Source organism: Cupriavidus gilardii (assembly GCF_013347325.1).
In the GTDB taxonomy this organism is placed as follows: domain Bacteria; phylum Pseudomonadota; class Gammaproteobacteria; order Burkholderiales; family Burkholderiaceae; genus Cupriavidus; species Cupriavidus gilardii.
In genome coordinates, this window is the sequence record NZ_CP054626.1 from 1,319,584 (window position 1) to 1,337,354 (window position 17,771).

Sequence of the window (17,771 nt, forward strand, 5' to 3'; positions counted from 1 at the left end):
GGGCCGCCACCGCGCTGCCGTCAGTCGCCGCGCAGCAGGTCGTTCAGGCTGGTCTTGGCGCGCGTCTGCGCGTCGACCTTCTTGACGATCACGGCGCAGTACAGGCTGTACTTGCCATCCTTCGACGGCAGGTTGCCGGCCACCACCACCGAGCCGGCCGGCACGCGGCCGTAGTGGATCTCGCCGGTTTCGCGATCGTAGATCTTGGTCGACTGGCCCAGGTAGACACCCATCGAGATCACCGAGTTCTCCTCGACGATCACGCCCTCGACGATTTCCGAGCGGGCGCCGATGAAGCAGTTGTCCTCGATGATCACCGGGTTGGCCTGCAGCGGCTCGAGCACGCCGCCGATGCCGACGCCGCCCGACAGGTGCACGTTCTTGCCGATCTGCGCGCACGAACCGACGGTGGCCCAGGTATCGACCATCGTGCCCTCATCGACATAGGCGCCGATGTTGACGTACGAGGGCATCAGCACCGCGTTCTTCGCGATGAACGAGCCGCGGCGGGCCACCGCCGGCGGCACCACGCGAAAGCCGGCCCTGGCGAAATCGTCGGCCGACCAGTTGGCGAACTTGGTCGGCACCTTGTCGTAGAACTGCGCGAAGCCGCCGGCGGCCATCGGCGCATTGTCCTCGAGGCGGAACGACAGCAGCACCGCCTTCTTGATCCACTGGTTGACGATCCAGTCCTTGCCTTGCTTCTCGGCCACGCGCAGCGTGCCCGCGTCGAGCTGGCCGATTACCGTGGCCACCGCTTCGCGGATGTCGGCCGGGGCGGACTTGGGCGACAGGCTGGCGCGGTCTTCCCAGGCCTGGTCGATCAGAGCTTGCAGTGCTTGCGTCATATGCGTTTCTTCGCGTGTTGTCGTGGTTGAATTCGAGGCCGCCGTGCGTGGTGCCGGTGGCGGCCGGTATTGCGGCGGATATCGGGTCCGAGTGCCGGGTCCGACTTCCGGGGCCGACTTCCGGGGCCGATTCCCGGAGCCGATCCCAGGTCCGGGGGGCATCGAATCGTGGGATCGAATTGTCCTCCGGCGGGCTCAGCCGCGGCTCGTCAGCCCCCGGCAGAAGGCGACGATGCGCTCGGCACCCTCGCGGCATTCCTCGGGCGTCGCCACCAGCGCCATCCGCACGCGGTTGGCGCCCGGGTTGATGCCGTCCGCTTCGCGTGCCAGATAGCTGCCCGGCAGCACGGTCAGGTGCTGCTCGGCGTAAAGCCGCGCGGCGAACTCGGTGTCGGAAAGGCCGGTGCGCGAGACGTCGGCCCACAGATAGAAGCCCGCGTCGGGCAGCGCGACGTCCAGCACCTCGGCCAGCATCGGCGTGACCTCGGCGAACTTGGCGACATAGGCGGTGCGGTTCTCGCGCACATGGGCCTCGTCGTTCCAGGCCGCGACGCTGGCGCTCTGCACCGCCGGGTTCATCGCGCCGCCATGATAGGTGCGATACAGCAGGAAGCGGCCCAGCAGCGCGGCGTCGCCGGCGACGAAGCCCGAGCGCAGGCCCGGCACGTTCGAGCGCTTGGACAGGCTGGAGAACATCACCAGCCGCTCGAAGCCTCGGCCCAGCCGGTGTGCCGCCTCGAGCGCGCCCAGCGGCGCCTTGCCTTCGTCGAAATAGATTTCGGAATAGCACTCGTCGGAGGCGATCACGAAGCCGTGGCGGTCCGACAGCGCGAACAGCTGGCGCCAGTCCTCCAGCGACAGCACCGCGCCGGTCGGATTGCCGGGCGAGCAGACGTAGACCAGCTGCACGCGCGGCCAGACGTCGTCGGCAATGCGGTCGAAGGCGGGGGCGAAATTGCGGGACGGATCGCTGTTGGCGAACACCGGCGTCGCGCCGGCGAGCAGCGCGGCGCCTTCATAGATCTGATAGAAGGGGTTCGGGCACAGCACCAGCGCGCCGGGGCGGGTACCGTCGACCACGGTCTGGGCGAAGGCGAACAGCGCCTCGCGCGAGCCGGTGACCGGCAGCACCTGGCTGGCGGGGTCGACGCGGGGCAGGCCGTAGCGGCGTTCCAGCCAGCCGGCGATGCATTGGCGCAGCGCTTCGGAACCGGCCGTTGTGGGATAATTCGCCAGCCCGCCAAGCGACTCGGCCAGCGCATCGCGGATGAAACGCGGGGTCGGATGCTTGGGCTCGCCGATGCCGAAACTGATCGGCCGCAGCGCGCCGTTCGGCTCGATTCCCGCAAACAGGGCCTTCAGTTTCTCGAACGGGTAGGGCTGCAGCAAATCGAGACGCGGGTTCATGATGGGTCGAAGGCCTGTCGAAACGCAGCATTATAAGGGACGAGGCTGGGGACGAGGCAGGGGACGAGGCGCCGCGCCGAGGGACCGGCGGGCCGCGCGCTCTCCGGCCCGATCCGCCCACGTCCGGCCCATCCGGCCTGTTCGGCCCCTCCAGCCCATTCGGCCCATTCGGCCCGATCTGGGCCAACGGGCTTGAGCGGCTTGACGGGCCCCGGTCGGGCACCCCGAACCACCCAGAGCCATGTCAGGCACCGTTTCCCGGGTGCCGCCTCCAGTGTTTTCCATTCCATGAGCCATTCCAACGCCAATGTGCAGCCCGGCGCCCTCCATGACGCCGACAGCTTCAAGGCTTCCCTGTCGATCCTGCTCGGCGCCTCGGTATGGGGCATCGCCTGGTATCCCTATCGATTGCTGGACGCCTGGGGCCTCGGCGGCATGAAGGCCGCGGCGGTGGTCAGCGCGGTCGCCGCCGTGCTGGCGCTGTTGGTGCTGCGGCGGCAGCTGCGCGGCCTGCGCCGGTCGTGGCTGTTCGTCGCGATCGCGCTGGCGGCCGGCGTCACCAATGCCGGCTTTGTCTGGGGCAGCGTCCACGGTCATGTGATGCGGGTGCTGCTGCTGTTCTATCTGACCCCGGTGTGGACCGTGCTGGTGGCGCGGCTGCTGATCGGCGAGCGCGTCTCGCCGGCGGGCCTGATGCTGGTGGCGCTGGCGATGTTCGGCGCCGGCCTGATGCTGTGGACGCCCGAGGTCGGCGTGCCGCTGCCGCGCGATGCGGCCGAATGGGCCGGTCTGGTGGCCGGCATCGCGTTCGCGTTCAACAACGTGCTGTCGCGCCGCGCCGGCCAGCGCTTTCCGCAGATGGACGCGCGGCTGCGCACGCTGATGGTGTTCGGCGGCGGCACGCTGCTCGGCGGCGTCGCCTCGCTGTGGCTGGACGCCGGCGCGGTGACGATCGCACCCGAGGCCCGCGTGGCGGCGCCGCTGCTGGTGCTGGGCCTGGCGGCCACGCTGGTGGTCGGCAACGCGATCGTCCAGTACGGCCTGCAGCATCTGCCGGCGAACCGGGTCTCGCTGCTGATGCTGTTCGAGATCGTGGTCGCCGCGGTGTCGTCGTGGTGGCTGGCGACCGAGACGCTGAGCTGGAAGGAGGCGGCCGGCGGCCTGTGCATCGTGGCGGCCGGGGCGCTGTCGGGTCTGGTGCACCGCCGCGGCGGGCCGGTGCGGGCGGCCGACGGCGCCCGGTGTACCGGCCTGCAGGGGCAGCAAGGGCAGTAGGGGCCGCCATCACGGTCTGGCGCCGGGGGGTACCCGGGATGCCGCCGGGGTGCCGTCGGTACCGCTGCCGAAGCGCACCGGATGCGGCCGGGATGCGGCCCGGATGGCGCGGGAAGCGGCCGGCAACGTCCCCGTAACTGCCGGTAAATCCGGCTGGACGGCGTCACACCGATGGTATGATTAGCGCCAATTTTCGGGCACAAGTGCGCGACGAATGCGGTGCGGACGGCACGTCGGCACAGGGCGTCGCGCAGGCTGCCCGGCCTTTCTGGGTGCCGCTCGCGGGCGTGCCTCACCACGGATTCGAACCCATTCAAGACCAACCGTGCGACTGTCCTCGATCAAGCTGGCGGGCTTCAAGTCCTTTGTCGATCCCACCAATTTCCAAGTGCCCGGCCAACTGGTCGGCATCGTCGGTCCCAACGGCTGCGGCAAGTCCAACATCATCGATGCGGTGCGCTGGGTGCTCGGCGAGTCCCGCGCTTCCGAGCTGCGCGGCGAATCGATGCAGGACGTCATCTTCAACGGTTCCACCGCGCGCAAGCCGGCCGGCCGCGCCAGCGTCGAGCTGGTGTTCGACAACGCCGAAGGCCGTGCCGCCGGGCAGTGGAGCCAGTACGCCGAGATCGCGGTCAAGCGCGTGCTGACCCGCGACGGCACCTCGTCCTACTACATCAACAACCAGCCGGTGCGCCGGCGCGACATCCAGGACATCTTCCTGGGCACGGGCCTAGGTCCGCGCGCCTACGCGATCATCGGCCAGGGCATGATCTCGCGGATCATCGAGGCCAAGCCCGACGACATGCGGATCTTCCTCGAGGAAGCGGCCGGCGTCTCCAAATACAAGGAACGCCGCCGCGAGACCGAGAACCGGCTGTCGGACACGCGCGAGAACCTGACCCGGGTCGAGGACATCCTGCGCGAGCTGTCGGCCAACCTCGACAAGCTCGAGAGCCAGGCCGAGGTCGCGCAGCGCTTCAAGGCACTGCAGGCCGAAGGCGAGGAGAAGCAGCATCTGCTGTGGCTGCTGCGCAAGCGCGAGGCGCTGGCCGAGCAGGAACGCCATCAGCGCGCGATCGAGCAGGCCCAGATCGACCTGGAAGCGCAGACCGCGCAGCTGCGCCACGTCGAGGCCGAGCTGGAGACGCTGCGCGCCGCGCACTACGCCGCTTCCGACGGCATGCACGCCGCCCAGGGCGCGCTCTACGAAGCCAATACCGAGGTCAGCAAGCTCGAGGCCGAGATCCGCTATGTGGTCGAGTCGCGCAACCGCGTGCAGGCGCAGATCGCCGCGCTGACGGCGCAGCGCGAGCAGTGGCAGGCCAAGGCCCAGCAGGCCGGGGACGAGCTCGAGCAGGCCGAAGAGGAACTGGCGCTGGCCGAGGGCCGCACCATCGAGGCGCAGCAGGCGGTCGAGCAGCAGAGCGAAGCGCTGCCGACGCTGGAAGCCCAATGGCGCGACGCGCAGGCGCTGCTGAACGAGCAGCGCGCCGGCATCATGCAGGCCGAGCAGGCGCTCAAGCTCGAGGCCGCGCACCAGCGCAATGCCGACCAGATGCTGCAGCAGCTGGAGCAGCGCCGCGAACGCCTGTCCGGCGAGGAAAAGGGCCTGGACCGGCCCGACGACGTCAGGCTGGAGGAATTGCGCGCCGAGCTGGCCGAACACGAGGCGATGCTCGAGGACGCCCAGGCCGCGCTGGCCGAGGCCGAGGACAATCTGCCGCGGCTCGACGCGGAACGCCGCGCCGCGCAGGAGCGCGTGCAGAGCGAAGCCGCAGCGATCGCGGCGCTCGAGGCGCGCCTGGCCGCGCTGCGCCAGTTGCAGGAGAACGTGCAGAGCGAAGGCAAGGTCCAGCCCTGGCTGGCCAGGCACGGCCTGTCCGAACTGCCGCGCCTGTGGAAGAAGATCCATATCGAACCGGGCTGGGAAAACGCGCTCGAGTCGGTGCTGCGCGAAAAGCTGGCCGCGCTGGAAGTGTCCAGCCTCGACTGGGTCAAGGGGCTGCTGACCGACGCGCCGCCGGCCAAGCTGGCCTTCTACGCGCCGCCGCCGGCGGCGCGCCCCGGCGAAGCACCGGCCGGACTGCGTCCGCTGATGTCGCTGCTGCAGATCACCGAGCCGGGCATCCGCGCGGTGATGCAGGACTGGCTGGCCGACGTCTACACCGCGGATAGCATGGAGCAGGCGCTCGCGGCCCGCGCGAGCCTGCCCGAGGGCGCGACCTTCGTCGTCGCCGAAGGCCATCTGGTCGGCCGCAGCTCGGTGCATCTGTATGCCGCCGACTCCGAGCAGGCCGGCATGCTGGCGCGCGAGCAGGAAATCGAGAATCTGCAGAAGCAGGCCCGCGCGCAGACGCTGCTGGCCGACGAGGCCAAGGCCCAGGCGGTGCGCGCCGAGGCTGCCTATACCGAGGGCAGCCGCAAGCTGGTGGAGGCGCGCGCCGACAGCGAGCGCGTCACGCGGCGCGTCCACGGGCTGCAGATGGACGTGCTCAAGCTGTCGCAGGCGATGGAGCGCTACGCCGCGCGCAGCAGCCAGATCCGCGAGGAGCTGGAGGAGATTGCCGCGCAGATCGACGAGCAGCGCGCGCTGAAGGCCGAATCGGAGGCCAACTTCGAGCGGCACGATGCCGAGCTGGCCGAGATGCAGGCCGCGCACGAAGACCACCAGATGGCCTACGAAGCGCTGGATGCGAAGCTGTCCGACGCGCGCCAGCAGTTGCGCGATCTGGAACGCGCCGCCCAGGAGGCCGTGTTCGCTGAACGCAATCTGGCCGCCCGCATCGACGAGCTGCGCCGCAATATCCAGGTCGCGGGCGACCAGAGCGAGCGCATCGCCGAATCGCTGGAGAACGCGCGCGCCGAGCTGGAAACGATCAACGAGCAGACCGCCCATACCGGGCTGCAGGAAGCGCTGGAACTGCGTGCCGAACGCGAGCAGAAGCTGGCCGCGGCCCGCATCGAGCTCGACGCGCTGTCGGCGCAGCTGCGCCAGTCCGACGAGCAGCGCCTGGCCGCCGAGCGCAGCCTGCAGCCGCTGCGCGACCGCATCACCGAACTGCAGCTCAAGGAGCAGGCCGCGCGCCTGGCGCAGGAGCAGTTCGCCGAGCAGCTGGCCGCGGCCGAGGTCGACGAGGCCGCGCTGGCCGGCAAGCTGACCGGCGAGCTTGGCGCCAACCTGAAGCCTTCCTATCTGCAGGGCGAGGTCACGCGGATCAACAACGCGATCAACGCGCTCGGCCCGGTCAACATGGCCGCGCTCGAGGAACTGGCGGCGGCGCGCGAACGCAAGACCTTCCTCGACGCGCAGTCGGCCGACCTGAACGACGCGATCCAGACGCTGGAAGACGCGATCCACAAGATCGACCAGGAAACGCGTGCGCTGCTGCAGGGCACCTTCGACCAGGTCAACCATCATTTCGGCGAACTGTTCCCGCAGCTGTTCGGCGGCGGCCAGGCCAGGCTGATCATGACCGGCGAGGAGATCCTCGATGCCGGCGTGCAGGTGATGGCGCAGCCCCCGGGCAAGAAGAACTCGACGATCCACCTGCTGTCGGGCGGCGAAAAGGCGCTGACCGCGATCGCGCTGGTGTTCGCGATGTTCCAGCTGAACCCGGCACCGTTCTGTCTGCTCGACGAGGTCGACGCGCCGCTGGACGACGCCAATACCGAGCGCTACGCCAATATGGTCGCGCGCATGTCCGACAAGACGCAGTTCGTCTTCATCTCACACAACAAGATTGCAATGGAAATGGCGCACCAGCTGATCGGCGTCACGATGCAGGAGCAGGGGGTGTCGCGGATCGTCGCCGTCGACATGGACGCGGCCGTTTCGATGGCGGAGGCGGCATGACCGGATCGCTTCGATTGACGCATGGGCGCAAGCATCGGCTGGCGTTTTCGCCGAACCGTGGAGGGCGCGCGTAATGGATCTCCAAACCGCGCTGGTCGTCGCCGGCATCGTGCTGCTGCTGCTGGTGGTGGCCTACAACCAATGGCAGATCCGCAAGTCGCGCCGGCCGCGCGCGCTGCAACCCGAGGACGACCTGCCGCCGATGCGCGAGCCGGTGGTGGGCGAGGAAATCAAGCCCGAAGTCAGCGCCAAGCTGCACGAGCCGCCGCGTCCCGAAACGATCCAGCGCAAGGAGCCGAAGCTGTCGGTGCCGCCGCTCGATGACGACGCCCAGGCCGCGCAGGCCGCTTCGCCGCTGATGGCCGGCAGCGCCGATGCCGACGAGCTGCTGGCCGAGGAAGTCGCCGATGGTGTCGCGCGCAGCGCGCCGTCCGTCCGCACCCCCGGCGCGCCCCCCGCCCCGCACGCCGGCCAGGATACGCCTGCCGACGCGGGCGAGGCACCGAAAGCCGCGCGGGCAGAGCCTTCCGCCACGGCCGCCGCGCCGGCCGCGGCGCCGCAGCCCGAACCGGTGGCCGAGCCGATCGTGGCAGACGGGCAGCCCAGGCCCGCGGTCATCGATCCGCTGATCGACTGCATCGTGCCGCTGCATCTGGAACGCAAGGCCTCGGGCGACCGCATCCTGCCGCTGACCGGGCGCCTGCGCCGGGCCGGCACCAAGCAGGTCCACATCGAGGGCCTGTACGAGCCCGCCAACGCGTGGGAGCCGGTGACCGCCGGCCATCAGTACGAGGACCTGCAGGTCGCGGTGCAGCTGGCCAATCGCGGCGGTCCGCTGAACGCGCTGGAATTCTCCGAGTTCGTCAACGCGGTCGAGGCGCTGGCCGAATCGCTCGATGCGTCGGCCGAACTGCCCGACATGAGCGAGACCGTCGCCAATGCACGCGAGCTCGACGGCTTCGCCGCCGCCTGCGACGTGCAGCTGGGCGTCAACGTGGTGTCCGACGGCGCGCCGTGGTCGGCCGCCTATGTGCAGAACGTCGCCACGCAGGACGGCCTGGTGCTGTCGCGCGACGGCACCCGCTTCACCCGCTACCAGGCCGGCCCCGACGGCATCCAGCGCGCGCTGTTTACGCTGCAGTTCGGCGATACCAACTTCCTGCGCGACGATCTGACCGTCAAGGCGGGCAGCCAGATCACGCTGCTGCTGGACGTGCCGCAGGCCTCCCAGGCGGTCAAGCCGCTGAAGACGATGTGCGAGTATGGCGACAGCCTGGCGCAGCGGATGGGCGCAAGACTGGTCGACGACAATCACCGGCCGCTGACCGAGACGTCGTTCGTCGCGATCTTCCAGCAGCTGCAGGCGCTCTACGACAAGCTCGAGGCGCGCGGCATGCCGGCCGGATCGCCGGTGGCATTGCGCCTGTTCAGCAGCTGACGGGCGGACCCGCACCGCTTCCAGTCGTTCGCTTTCGCCGTCCGCTTTCATCGCCCGTTTCGCCGTCCGTCAGCCGACCGCTTTTTCGTACCGCCCACGCCCATGCCAGCAAAGAAACACGGCGCTCCCACTGCGGCCGATGCGCCGCGGACCGCTGCGGCCAAAGCAGCCGACGCGGCCGAAGCCGCGCGTCCGGACAATTCCGCCGACAAGCCCGATACCCCGGCCGCGCGCGCCGACTGGCTGCGCGAGCAGATCGAGCACCACAACTACCAGTATTACGTGCTCGACGCGCCGACCATTCCGGACGCCGATTACGACGCGCTGTTCCGCGAGCTGCAGGAACTGGAGGCCGCGCATCCGGAACTGCTGACGCCTGAGTCGCCGACCCAGCGCGTCGGCGGGCAGCCGCTGACGGCGTTCGCGACGGTGCGGCACCGGCTGCCGATGCTGTCGCTGAACAATGCGTTCGACGACGACGACGTGATCGGCTTCGATCGCCGCTGCGCGCAGGGCCTGGGCCGCACCGTCGCCGCCGAGGGCGCCGCGGACCTGTTCTCGGCCGCCGACGCGGTCGAATATGCCTGCGAGCTGAAGTTCGACGGCCTCGCGATGTCGCTGCGCTACGAAAACGGCCGGCTGGTGCAGGCCGCCACGCGCGGCGATGGCGAGACCGGCGAGGACGTGACCGCCAATGTGCGCACGATCAAGGCGATTCCGCTGAAGCTGAAGGCCGGCGCGCCGGCGGTGATCGAGGTGCGCGGCGAGGTCTTCATGTACCGGCGCGATTTCGACCGGCTCAATGCGCGCCAGGCCGAGGCCGGCGAGAAGACCTTCGTCAATCCGCGCAACGCCGCGGCCGGCAGCCTGCGCCAGCTCGATCCGCGCATCACCGCGCGCCGTCCGCTGTCGTTCTTTGCCTATGGTCTGGGCGAGCTTGACGGCGAGCCGCGCCCGGCCACCCACGAGGCGCTGCTCGAACGCTTCGCCGCGCTCGGCCTGCCGGTCTGCGCCGAGCGCGCCGTGGTCAAGGGCGCGCAGGGGCTGCTCGGCTTCTACCGCGGCGTCGGCAGGAAGCGCGACAGCTTGCCCTATGACATCGACGGCGTGGTCTACAAGGTCAATGCGGTCGACGAGCAGGAACGCCTGGGCTTCGTCTCGCGCGCGCCGCGCTTTGCGTTGGCGCACAAGTTCCCGGCGCAGGAAATGACCACGGTGGTCGAGGACATCGAAGTCCAGGTGGGCCGCACCGGCGCGATCACGCCGGTGGCGCGGCTGGCGCCGGTGTTCGTCGGCGGCGTCACGGTGACCAATGCCACGCTGCACAACGAGGACGAAATCCGCCGCAAGGACGTGCATATCGGCGACACCGTGATCGTGCGCCGCGCCGGCGACGTGATTCCGGAAGTGGTCGCGGTGGTGCCGGAGCGCCGGCCCGCCGATGCGCGGCCGTTCGTGATGCCCACCGCGTGCCCGGTGTGCGGCTCGCATATCGAGCGGCTGGAGGACGAGGCGATCGCACGCTGCACCGGCGGGCTGATCTGCGCGGCGCAGCGCAAGCAGGCGCTGCTGCATTTCGCGCAGCGCCGCGCGATGGATATCGAAGGGCTCGGCGAAAAGGTGGTCGACCAGCTGGTCGAGCAGGGCATCGTCCGTACGCCCGCCGACCTGTACAAGCTCGGCGTGGCCAAGCTGGCGGCGCTGGACCGCATGGCCGACAAGTCGGCCAGCAACCTGGTCGCCGCGATCGACGCGTCGCGCGCCACCACGCTGAACCGCTTCATCTTCGCGCTGGGCATCCGCCATGTCGGCGAGGCGACCGCCAAGGACCTGGCCCGGCATTTCGGCAAGCTCGACGGGCTGATGGCGGCGGACGAAGCCGCGCTGCTGGAGGTCAACGACGTCGGCCCGGTGGTCGCGCAGTCGATCGCGCATTTCTTTGCCGAGGCGCACAACGTCGAGGTCATCGAGCAGCTGCGCGCCGCCGGCGTGCATTGGCCCGAGAGCGAGCCGGCCGCGCGCGCGCCGGCGCCGCTGGCCGGCAAGACCTTCGTGCTGACCGGCACGTTGCCGACGCTGTCGCGCGAGGAGGCCAAGGCGTTGCTCGAAGGAGCCGGCGCCAAGGTCGCGGGCTCGGTGTCGAAGAAGACCGACTACGTGGTGGCGGGCGAGGAGGCCGGCAGCAAGCTGGCCAAGGCGCAGGAGCTTGGCGTGCCGGTGCTGGACGAGGCCGGCATGATGGCGCTGCTGCAGCAGCACGGGGTGGCGGGAGGCTGATGCCGAAGCCACCGCTGAAGCCGGTGCGAAGGACCGCGCGAAGGACTGCGCTGGCCGCGATTGGCGGCGCTGTCCAGTGGGACGCCGGATCGCCGGTCGGCAAAGCAAAGGGGCAGGGGCGATTCCGAAAGAACCGGCCTCCGCCGCGCGATTAACCTCGCCGGGTTCTTCCCATCACCAGGAGACACCCATGAGTCCGATCGCAGCACAACCCGCACCATGCGCCGATTGGCTGGCCGTCCGCGTCAAGCTCGACGGCTTGCGCGAGCGCTTGCGGCAGCAGCCGGCGCAGCGGCACGAGCAGGTCTTCGTCTTTCGCGGCCAGACATTTCGGCTCGAATATCTCGCCGATGCGGATACCGGCATCCTGCGCAGCATCCGGTCTCACAGGGGCAGCGTCGAGCGGCGCGCCGGACGTCTCGCGTGCCGGGTGTCGGCCGCGCCGTCGCCGGTGCCGTGGCCGCTTCGCATCCGGCAAATTGTCGCGAACCTGTTTGCGCCGCTGCTCGACATGTGGGACGGCGACAAGCAGTGGACATTCGGCTGTCCCATGCTGGAGTCGCGCGCGCAGACGATGCTGCGCTATCTGACGCCGCATGTGCCGCTCGAACGCCTGCGCTCGGTCAACGTCGACGTGGACAGGATCTTCGCGGCGTGAGCATGGGTCCGATCCTGGCACCCGCGCGCCCCGCGGCCGTCGGCGCGCAGCGCTGGCTATAATCGACCGGATCTCGGTGGAGAACCACCGCATGCGGCCGCCGGTACGACCGCCGGCCGCCCAGGCAGAGGACAAGCAATGATTCGCGACATTCTGAAGATGGGCGACCCCCGGCTGCTGCAGGTTGCCCGCCCGGTCCAGCGCTTCAATACCCCCGAACTTCGCACGCTGATCAAGGACATGTTCGACACGATGGACCATGCCAATGGCGCCGGGCTGGCCGCGCCGCAGATCGGCGTGGACCTGCAGGTCGTGATCTTCGGCTTCGAACGCAACCCGCGCTATCCCGATGCCCCGCAGGTGCCCAAGACGGTGCTGATCAATCCCGAGCTGACGCCGCTGTCCGACGAGATGGAGGACGGCTGGGAGGGCTGCCTGTCGGTGCCGGGACTGCGCGGCATGGTGCCGCGCCATACCAGCCTGCGCTATACCGGCTTCGATCTGATGGGGCAGCGCATCGAGCGCGTCGCCGAGGGCTTCCATGCGCGCGTGGTGCAGCACGAGTGCGACCACCTGCGCGGCATCCTGTATCCGATGCGGGTCAAGGACTTCAGCAAGTTCGGTTTTACCGAGGTGCTGTTTCCGGAGCTGAACGGGGTGCCGTCGGACGATTGAGCTCGCGGGCCGTCGCCTCGGCAACAGGGCAAGAGGCGATAGCCGACAGCCGGTAGCCGATGGCCGATCAGCAAGCGCGATAAAAGGCGGGATCGGCCGGGACCGCGCAGCGGCCGGTCCCGGCACCGGGCCTCAGAACTTCTCGAACGGCCCGAGGAAGCGCCACTGGCCGACCGGCAGGTCGCCGAGCACGATCCGGCCCATGCGGACGCGCTTCAGTCCGACCACCTTCAGGCCGACCTGCTCGCACATCCTGCGGATCTGCCGCTTCTTGCCTTCGCGCAGCACGAAACGCAGCTGTTCCTCGTTCTGCCAGCTGACCTTGGCCGGCTTCAGCGGCTCGCCGTCCAGCGACAGGCCGTGGCGCAGCTTGTCCAGCCGGTCGGCGGGGAACACGGCGGAAACATTGCGCTCGACCGGCCCATCGGGCGCATCTTCCCAGACCACCCGCACCAGGTACTCCTTCTCGATGTTCGAGTCCTCGCCGATCAGCTGGCGGGCAATGCGGCCGTCCTGGGTCAGCACCAGCAGGCCGGTCGAATCGATGTCGAGGCGTCCGGCCGGGGCCAGGCCCTTGTGTTGCCAGGGCGCATAGCGCTTGCGGGTCGGATCGTTTTCCCACTGGTTCTCGGCGGTAAACAGCACGGCGGCCGGCTGATAGCCTTCCTCGGCCTGGCCGGACACATAGCCGACAGGCTTGTGCAGCAGCACCGTGACGCGCTCCCCTTGCTCGGAGCGGGCAGCCTGATGGATCTCGATCGTCGCGTCTGGGCGGATGCGCGTGCCAAGCTCGGTCACCGGCTTGCCGTCGACCAGCACCCAGCCGCGCGGAATCCATTCGTCGGCCTCGCGGCGCGAGCACAGGCCCAGTTCGGACATCCGCTTGGACAGGCGCACCAGGCCATCGGGCTCATGCGCCGCGCCGGCGGCATGCGCGTTCGACGGCGGGCGCGCGGGGCTGCGGGCCGGGGCGGGGCGCCGCGCGTCGTCGCGGACACGGTCGCTGCCGGGTTTGGGGGCACGGCCGGCGCCGGCGCCGAAGCCGGAGCGGGCCGGGCGCAGTTCGCCGGCTTGCGCCTGCGGTCGGCGGGGACGGTCGCGCGATTCGGCTGCCGCGAAGCGTGGCGGACGCTCGCCGCGCTCGCCCGGACGGCCGCGCTGAGCGCGCTCGCCATGATCGGCGCCGAACTCGCGGCGCGGACCGGCACCGGGGCGGGCGCCGGGCCCACTGCGATCCGCGCCAAATTCGCGACGCGGGCCGGCACCACGTTCGGTGCGCTCGCCGCGCTCGAAGCGCTGCGGCCGTTCGGTGCGCTCGCCGCGCTCGAAGCGTTGCGGCCGTTCGGTGCGCTCGCTGCGTTCTCCCCAGCGTGCCGGCCGTTCGCGCGCTTCGTCGCCGAAACGGCGCGGGCCGCGTTCTTCGCCGCCCGCGCGGCGCGGACCGCGCTCGTCGCCACCAGGCCGGCGCAGGCCGCCCGCTTGCGGCGCCGGACGGCCGCCGCCTTCCTTGCGCGGCTTGCCGCCGGCTTCGGCGCGCTGCTGCGCGGCGCGCACGCCTTCGGCTACCGTCTGCACGCGGCGCCGGTTCAGGTCGGACACGCGTACCGGCCGGGTGGCGCCGCTCTTGCGGGCCGCGCCGGTACCCGCGCTGGCGGCGGATTTCAGTCCCAAGGTCTTGCGCTTGGGGGAGGGTTGATCGCTCATGGTTTTCAATGGTGTCGCGGCTCAGATGTCGAGTGCCGCGAGCAGGTCCTGTTCAAGCTGGATTTCGAGCCGGTTGTCGGCGGCGAGGCGGCTGCCGTCGACCAGGAACATGTCCTCGACCCGTTCTCCCAGCGTGTTGATGCGTGCGGTATGCACGGAGATATGGTGGCGGCCCAGCACGCGGGCGATCGCGTACAGCAGGCCGGTGCGGTCGTTGGCCGACAGCTCGAGCAGGAAGTACTGCCCGCGCTCGTCGGGCCGCAGATCGACGCGCGGCTTGATCGGGAAGCTGCGCGACTGCCGCGACAGCCGGCCCTGCGACGGCTCGGGCAGCGGCGCCTGATGGGTCAGCCGCTCGCACAGTTCGTGCTCGACCAGCGCGATGATGTCGCGATAGGTGTCGCGCCCGCCACCGACGACGCCCGGATCGAATACCTGAAAGGTGTCCAGCGCGTAGCCATGCCGCGTGGTGTGGATCTTCGCCTCCTGGATCGAGAAGCCCTTGCGCTCGAAGTAGCCGCAGATGCGGGCGAACAGGTCGGGCTGGTCCTTGGCGTAGACCGCGACCTGCAGCCCCTCGCCGGCCGGCGACACGCGCGCCTTGACCACCGGCTGCTCGCTGTCGACGCGGTGGGCCAGATGGCGCGTCAGCCAGGCGATGTCGCGCGCGTCGTGGCGCAGGAAGAAGGCCACGTCGAGCCGTTCCCACAGTGCCTCGGCGCGGGTCGGATCGAATGCCTGCAGCCGCAGCGCGGCAATGGTTTCCTCGCGCCGCTGCGCCCACAGCGAATGCGGATCGACGCGCGCGCCGCCGAGCACCCGCAGCGTGATCCGGTACAGATCCTCCAGCAGCTTGCCCTTCCACGCGTTCCAGACCTTGGGGCTGGTGCCGCGGATATCGGCCACCGTCAGCAGGTACAGCGCGGTCAGATAGCGCTCGTTGCCGACCACGCGGGCGAAGGCATGGACCACCTCGGGATCGGTCATGTCCTGCTTCTGCGCGACGTGGCTCATCGTCAGGTGGTGCTCGACCAGCCAGGCGATCAGGTTGGCGTCCTCGCGCGCGATGCCGTGCTGGCGGCAGAAGCGGCGCGCATCGGCGGTGCCGAGCTTCGAGTGGTCGCCGCCGCGGCCCTTGGCGATATCGTGGAACAGCGCGGCCAGCCACAGCACCCAGGGCTTGTCGAAGTTCGCCATCAGCTGGCTGCAGAACGGAAATTCGTGCGTGTGCTCGACGATCGCGAAACGGCGCATGTTGCGCACGACCATCAGGATGTGCTGGTCCACCGTATAGACGTGGAACAGGTCGTGCTGCATCTGCCCGACGATGCGGCGGAAGTTGATCAGGTAGCGGCCCAGCACGCTGGTCTGGTTCATCAGCCGCAGCGCATGCGTGATGCCCTGCGGCTCCTGGATGATGGCCAGGAACTGCTGGCGGTTGACCGGATCGTTGCGCCAGCGCGCGTCCATGACCGTGCGCGCGTTGTACAGCCCGCGCAGCGTGCGCGGCGACAGGCCCTTGACGCCCGGGGTGCGCTCGTACAGCAGGAACGTTTCGAGGATCGCGTGCGGATTGCGCTCGTACAGATCGTCGCTGGTGATCTCGAGCATGCCCTGGCGCTCGACGAAACGCTCGTTCAGCACGCGCGTGACCTTCGACTCGCTGGGAAACAGCATCGCCTCGATATTGAGCAGCAGCACGCTGTTGAGCTGGGTCACCGCCTTGGCGGCCCAGTAGTAGCGCCGCATCAGCTGCTCGCTGGCGCGCTTGTTGGCGTTCTGCCGATAGCCGAAGGCCTCGGCCAGCGCGGTCTGCAGGTCGAACACCAGCACGTCCTGGCGGCGTCCGGCCAGCAGATGCAGGCGCGCGCGAATGGTCTTGAGCAGGCGCTCGTTGCGCGTCAGCTCCTGTGCCTCGCGCTCGGTCAGCAGGCCCTTGTCGCGCAGCTCCTTCCAGCTGTCGCCGTAGCCCGCCGCCTGCGTCATCCACAGGATCACCTGCAGGTCGCGCAGGCCGCCCGGGCTTTCCTTGCAGTTCGGTTCGAGCGCGTAGGGTGTGTCCTGGTACTTGGCGTGGCGCTGGCGCAGCTCGAGCAGCTTGGCCTGGAAGAAAGCGCGCGCGTCGAGCTCGGCGCGATAGCGCGCCTGCAGCTCGGCGAACAGCGTGCGGTTGCCGGTCACCAGCCGGGCTTCGAGCAGCGCGGTGCGGATCGTCACGTCCGCGCGCGCCTCGCGCATGCAGTCGTCGACGGTGCGTACCGACGAGCCGATCTCCAGCCCCAGGTCCCAGCACAGGCCGATGAATTTCTCCATGCGGGCGACGGTGTCCGCGTCGGGTTCGGCCGGCAACAACAGCAGCACGTCGACGTCCGAATGCGGGAACAGTTCGCCGCGGCCATAGCCGCCGACGGCCACCAGCGCCATGCCGGCCGGCAGCCCGAGGCCGCGCCAGCATTCGATCAGCGCGTGGTCGACCGCCTGGCGCAGCCGCGTCAGCAGCGAGCCGACCTGGCTGCCGCCGGTGAAGGCGTCGAACAGCGTCTGCTTGTCGGCCTTGAGCCGGTCGCGCACGCGCGTGGCGAGCAGCAGTTCCGGGGAAGTATCCATGGCTGGGACGGGTTGGGTCGACATGGGAGCTGAGGCGGAGCGAGGCGGCGAGGGCGCGGGGAAGCTGCGAGGGTGCGGTCGGTCGGCGAACGGGCGAAATCGGCGTGGCGCAAACGACAGGGGCGCCTTCCGGCGCCCCCCTGCGATCAGGCCGCGAGCGTGTCGGTGATGAAGGCGGGCGGCGCCTGCGTGCCGGCCGACACCGTCAGCACCTCGTAGCCGGTGTCGGTCACCAGCACCGTGTGTTCCCATTGCGCCGACAGGCTGCGGTCGCGCGTCTTGACCGTCCACTGGTCGGGCATCGTGCGGATGTCGCGCTTGCCGGCGTTGATCATCGGCTCGATCGTGAAGATCATGCCGGCCTGCAGTTCCATGCCGGTGCCCGGGCGGCCGTAGTGCAGGATCTGCGGGTCCTCGTGGAAGTTCTTGCCGATGCCGTGGCCGCAGTATTCGCGCACCACGCTGTAGCCGGCCGCCTCCGCGTGCTGCTGGATCACGTGGCCGATATCGCCGAGCCTGGCGCCCGGGCGGACCTGGGCGATGCCCTTCCACATGCATTCGAAGGTCACCTGGACCAGGCGCTTGGCCAGGATCGAGCCCTCGCCGACGATGAACATGCGGCTGGTGTCACCGTAATAGCCTTCCTTGGTGATCACCGTGATGTCCAGGTTCACCGCGTCGCCGTTCTTCAGCACGCGATCGCCCGGGATGCCGTGGCAGATCACGTCGTTGACCGAAGTGCAGATCGCGCCGGGGAAGGGCGGATAGCCGGGAGGCGCATAGTTCAGCGGCGCAGGGACCGTGCCTTGTACGTCACGCATATAGGCGTGGCACAGGCGATCGAGCTCGCCGGTGGTGACGCCGGGCTTCACGAACGGCGTGATGTAGTCGAGGACTTCGCTGGCCAGCCGGCAGGCGACGCGCATCTGGGCGATGTCTTCGGCGGTCTTCAAATGGATGCTCATGCTGCGACGCGGAAAATGTGTCACGGGCGCCAAGTGGGGTTGGCGCCCGTTTCTGGATTGGCAA

General features: G+C 69.5%; 11 protein-coding genes. 6 read left to right on the plus strand and 5 right to left on the minus strand.

Annotated elements, in window-relative coordinates; all coding sequences use genetic code 11:
- Positions 1-20: 20 nt before the first annotated feature.
- Entirely contained in the window at positions 21-848 is an 828-nt protein-coding gene (gene dapD, locus FOB47_RS16315) for a 2,3,4,5-tetrahydropyridine-2,6-dicarboxylate N-succinyltransferase (RefSeq protein ID WP_053821651.1), read from the minus strand.
- A 195-nt stretch (positions 849-1,043) separates the two neighbouring features.
- On the minus strand, positions 1,044-2,255 hold the full coding sequence (gene dapC / locus FOB47_RS16320) for a succinyldiaminopimelate transaminase (RefSeq protein ID WP_174781550.1): 1,212 nt from the start codon (positions 2,253-2,255) through the stop codon (positions 1,044-1,046).
- Positions 2,256-2,543: 288 nt separating this feature from the next.
- Between dapC and FOB47_RS16325 the strand changes: the two genes are divergently transcribed.
- The 6 genes from FOB47_RS16325 to def all read left to right on the plus strand — a co-directional run bounded on the left by FOB47_RS16325 (position 2,544) and on the right by def (position 12,431).
- Entirely contained in the window at positions 2,544-3,530 is a 987-nt protein-coding gene (locus FOB47_RS16325; protein ID WP_174781551.1) for a DMT family transporter, read from the plus strand.
- 325 nt (positions 3,531-3,855) lie between these two features.
- Positions 3,856-7,383, plus strand: a complete 3,528-nt coding sequence (smc, locus tag FOB47_RS16330; protein ID WP_174781552.1) for a chromosome segregation protein SMC — start codon at positions 3,856-3,858, stop codon at positions 7,381-7,383.
- 73 nt (positions 7,384-7,456) lie between these two features.
- A complete protein-coding gene (locus FOB47_RS16335) occupies positions 7,457-8,821 on the plus strand; it encodes a cell division protein ZipA C-terminal FtsZ-binding domain-containing protein (protein WP_174781553.1) in 1,365 nt (454 codons plus the stop codon).
- 102 nt (positions 8,822-8,923) lie between these two features.
- On the plus strand, positions 8,924-11,098 hold the full coding sequence (ligA, locus tag FOB47_RS16340) for an NAD-dependent DNA ligase LigA (protein ID WP_174781554.1): 2,175 nt from the start codon (positions 8,924-8,926) through the stop codon (positions 11,096-11,098).
- 190 nt (positions 11,099-11,288) lie between these two features.
- On the plus strand, positions 11,289-11,756 hold the full coding sequence (locus FOB47_RS16345; protein ID WP_174781555.1) for a hypothetical protein: 468 nt from the start codon (positions 11,289-11,291) through the stop codon (positions 11,754-11,756).
- A gap of 138 nt (positions 11,757-11,894) precedes the next feature.
- A complete protein-coding gene (def, locus tag FOB47_RS16350; RefSeq protein WP_174781556.1) occupies positions 11,895-12,431 on the plus strand; it encodes a peptide deformylase in 537 nt (178 codons plus the stop codon).
- A 132-nt stretch (positions 12,432-12,563) separates the two neighbouring features.
- Here def and FOB47_RS16355 read toward each other — a convergent pair whose 3' ends face one another.
- From FOB47_RS16355 to map, 3 genes are all read right to left on the minus strand, one after another.
- The gene (locus FOB47_RS16355; protein ID WP_174781557.1) at positions 12,564-14,135 is read right to left on the minus strand and encodes a pseudouridine synthase; all 1,572 of its coding nucleotides are present in this window, start codon (positions 14,133-14,135) and stop codon (positions 12,564-12,566) included.
- A gap of 21 nt (positions 14,136-14,156) precedes the next feature.
- Complete coding sequence (locus tag FOB47_RS16360; RefSeq protein WP_174781558.1) at positions 14,157-16,742, minus strand: [protein-PII] uridylyltransferase; 2,586 nt, start codon at positions 16,740-16,742, stop codon at positions 14,157-14,159.
- A gap of 146 nt (positions 16,743-16,888) precedes the next feature.
- Positions 16,889-17,707, minus strand: coding sequence for a type I methionyl aminopeptidase (map, locus tag FOB47_RS16365; protein WP_053821658.1), 819 nt, complete (start codon positions 17,705-17,707; stop codon positions 16,889-16,891).
- Positions 17,708-17,771: the final 64 nt, after the last annotated feature.